Origin of the sequence: Dietzia sp., assembly GCF_036741115.1 — a bacterium.
Lineage (GTDB): Bacteria > Actinomycetota > Actinomycetes > Mycobacteriales > Mycobacteriaceae > Dietzia.
On the sequence record NZ_DAINST010000056.1, the window covers coordinates 18,013 to 21,208 of the forward strand.

Genomic DNA, 3,196 nt, shown 5'->3' on the forward strand with positions numbered 1-3,196 from the left:
GTCATCGTCGGGCTCCACAGCCTCGTCGGCGCCCCGGGCATCGGCATCGGCGCGATACTCACGATGTTCATCGGCAACCCACTCTCGGGCACGCAGATCCCCGGCGAGTTCCTACCGTGGAAGTGGGGCGAGATCGGCCAGTACTTCGTCCCCGGAGCGACCGGTTCGCTACTGCGCGACATCTCCTACTTCCCTGACGCCTCGACATCGCAGTACTGGATCACGCTCGCGGTGTGGATCGCGTTCGGCCTCGGCTTCATAATCTTCGCCCACCGCAACAACGGCGGACACGGCGTGGAGCACAACGCCAGGGTCCGCGCGGAACGCGAAAATAAGGAGCTCGTCGACGCCACCGCCTGACCTCCACGGGGAGGCACGCGCGCAGAGACGAGAACAGAGGCCGCGGCCCGGCTCGCAGGGGCGGGATTACCGCCCGGCGAGCCGTGCCGCGGTCGAATTAGATACGTAGCGGAAGACGTCGTTGCCCGGCGTGGTCCGCGACAGCGCGTCCGCGGCGAGCAGCACGGCCGCCGCCGTCCACGTGGACAGCTCGACCGGCCACCGCTTGCCGTCGGAGAAGACGAGACCGGTCCAGTACGAGCCGTCGGGATCGCGGAGGTGCTGCATATTGCGGAACTGCTCGAGCGCAGCGGCGTGCCGGTCGACGGCCTCGAGCGAGAGCACGAGCTCGCACGTCTCCGCCCCCGTGACCCACGGATGGTCGTCGACGCAGCGGATCCCGAGGCCCTCGACCACGAAATCGTCCCAGCGGGTCTCGATCCGGCTCGCGGCCTCCTCCCCCACGACGACGCCGCCGAGCACCGGGTAGTACCAGTCCATCGAGTAGCGATCCTTGGGACTGAAGATCTCGGGGCGCGTGCGGATCAGCCCACCGATCCTGTCGGCCGCGGCATCCCATTCGGCGACCGGCTCGGTCTCCCCGAGCTCGGTGGCGATGAGCACGCCGCAGCGCAGCGCGTGGTGCATGCTCGCCGAACCGGTGAGCAGCGCCTCGTCGCGAAGCTCCCCCTCGGCGGACCGCGAATACCAGATCTGCCCCTCGGGACCGCGGAATTCGAGGACCAGCGCGAGGGCCCGACGGACGCAATCCCACATGTCGCGGAGGAAGTTCTCGTCCGCCGTCACACGAAAATGGTGCCAGACGCCCACGGCGACGTACGCCGTGTAGTTGGCGTCGATGCCGGCGTCCTCGACTACGTCGTCCTGCCAGCGCATGGGCCACGAGCCGTCGGGGCGCTGGGTGTCGCGGAGGAAGTGGTAGCTGCGCTCGGCCTCCTCCCAGAAGCCGGCGACGGACAGGCCCATCGCCGATTCCACGTGGTCCCACGGGTCGGTGTGCCCGCCGGTGAACCACGGGATCTGACCGTTCTCGCGCTGCACCGAGGCGATCCACGCTCCGGTCGCGGCGGCCTGCTCACGAGAGAGCACGCCGGGGACCTCGGGCACCGCGCGGGCGGCCCGCTCTACGTTTCTGGAGTCGACCATCGAACGGGGCCGCCTACGCCGGCTTGAGGGCGCGAGCCTCGCGGCGCGCCTTCCAGTCCGCAGGCTTGCGCAGGTAGAAGACCTGCGACTTGCCCATCACGGGATTGAGGGCCTTCTCCGCCAGGCGGGTGGCGAGCGGCTTCTTCATGAGATCCCACACGAGCAGCTTGTGGTAGGCCTTCGGCAGCGGGTGGTCCTCGTTGCGCACGCCGACGGCGCACTTGAGCCACCAGTACGGGGCGTGCAGCGCGTGGGCGTGGCTCGTGCCCGTGACCTCGAGGCCGGCGGCCCGGAGCTTGTAGCCGAGTTCGGCCTCGGTGTAGATGCGGACGTGCCCGCCGATGTTCTCGTGGTACTCATCCGAGAGCTTCCAGCACAGCATCTCGGGCCACTCGCGCGGGACTGTCACGGCTGCGACGCCGCCGGGCTTGAGCACACGGACGAACTCCTCGATCGCCTTCGTGTCCTCGAGGACGTGCTCGAGGACCTCGGAGATGAGCACGAGATCGAACGTGTCGTCCTCGTACGGCAGCGCGAGCGCGTCGCCGACGACGGCCTCGCCCTTCGCGCCCTCGGGCAGCTCCCCCTCGGCGCGCATGGCCTCGAGCATGTTGCGCACCTCGGCCATCTCCTCCTCGTTCTGGTCGAACGCCGTGACGTCCGCCCCGAGGCGGTAGAGCTCGAACGTGTGGCGGCCGAGGCCGGCCCCGATGTCGATCGCGCGCATTCCCGGCCGCACGCCGAGCTTGGTGAAGTTGACCGTCAGCACGACGCGTCCTCCTGCTGTTTCTGTTGTTCCCGAACGTTGTTCGTGACGGCGGACGTGCCGGGATCCCCCGAGCCGTCGGTGCCATCGACATCCTGCGTCTCTACCCCCGTAGAGGCCGCCGAGAGGTTCTCCTCGATGTCCACGTCGGTGGGTCCGGCGAGCGGGCCCTCGTCGACCGCGGGCACCCGGCGGCCCGCGGCGCGCGCGATGGCGGCCTCGTAGACCGAGACCGTGCGGCGGGCGACCGCCGCCCAGCTGTAGCGCTCCATGACCCGCTGCCGCGCGCCCCGCGACAGCCGCTCGCGCTCCGCCGGATCCCCCAGGAGGTCCACGAGGGTGCGCGCAAGCTCGGCGTCATCCCCGGGAGGGACGAGCAGGCCTGCCGAGCCGTCCGTCCCCACGACCTCGGGCAGGGCGCCGGCGTTCGACGCGACGAGCGCGCACCCGGAGGCCATGGCCTCGACGGCGGGCAGCGAGAAGCCCTCGTACATGCTGGGGACGACGGCGATCTCGGCGACGCCGACGAGGCGTGCCAGCTCGTCGTCGTCCACGCCCGAGACGAGGTCGATGTGCTCGGTGAGCCCGAGCTGCCCGATGAGCTTCGCGGTATCGCCCTCCGGCTTGAGCTTGGAGACCAGTGTGAGCCGCGCGTCCGGCCGGGACTCGCGAACGCGCGCGAGCGCGCGCAGGAGCACGGGGACGCCCTTGAGCGGCTCGTCGGCGCTGGCGACGGTGACGATGCGGCCGTGCTCGCGCTCGCGGCCGGGGTGGAAGCGCTCGGTGTCGACGCCGAGCGGGACCGTGGCTATCTGCTCGGGCGCCACCTCGAAATCGGTGACGATATCGCGCGCCGAGGACTCCGAGACCGTGAGGATCTCGGGGATGCGGCGGGCGACCTTCTTCTGCATCCCGAGGAAGCCG

3 protein-coding genes and 1 pseudogene are annotated in these 3,196 nt (G+C 70.2%); 1 reads left to right on the plus strand and 3 read right to left on the minus strand.

Features of this window, described 5'->3' with window-relative positions; all coding sequences use genetic code 11:
• A pseudogene (locus V7E05_RS09795) lies at nt 1-360 on the plus strand (hypothetical protein); the annotation flags it as partial.
• A 66-nt stretch (nt 361-426) separates the two neighbouring features.
• Here V7E05_RS09795 and V7E05_RS09800 read toward each other — a convergent pair.
• The 3 genes from V7E05_RS09800 to V7E05_RS09810 form a co-directional block, all read right to left on the minus strand.
• The gene (locus V7E05_RS09800) at nt 427-1,506 is read right to left on the minus strand and encodes a prenyltransferase (protein WP_333619472.1); all 1,080 of its coding nucleotides are present in this window, start codon (nt 1,504-1,506) and stop codon (nt 427-429) included.
• Nucleotides 1,507-1,519: 13 nt separating this feature from the next.
• Nucleotides 1,520-2,275: a class I SAM-dependent methyltransferase gene (locus tag V7E05_RS09805; protein ID WP_333619473.1), complete on the minus strand. Its 756-nt coding sequence runs from the start codon at nt 2,273-2,275 to the stop codon at nt 1,520-1,522.
• The coding region (locus tag V7E05_RS09810; protein ID WP_333619474.1) for a glycosyltransferase family 4 protein at nt 2,269-3,196 on the minus strand (928 nt) is incomplete at its 5' end. The genes V7E05_RS09805 and V7E05_RS09810, both read right to left, overlap by 7 nt.

What these genes read in the sequence shown, in the direction of transcription:
- V7E05_RS09800 (WP_333619472.1), bottom strand. Translation starts at nt 1,506, where the DNA reads ATGGTCGACTCCAGAAACGTAGAGCGGGCCGCCCGCGCGGTGCCCGAG.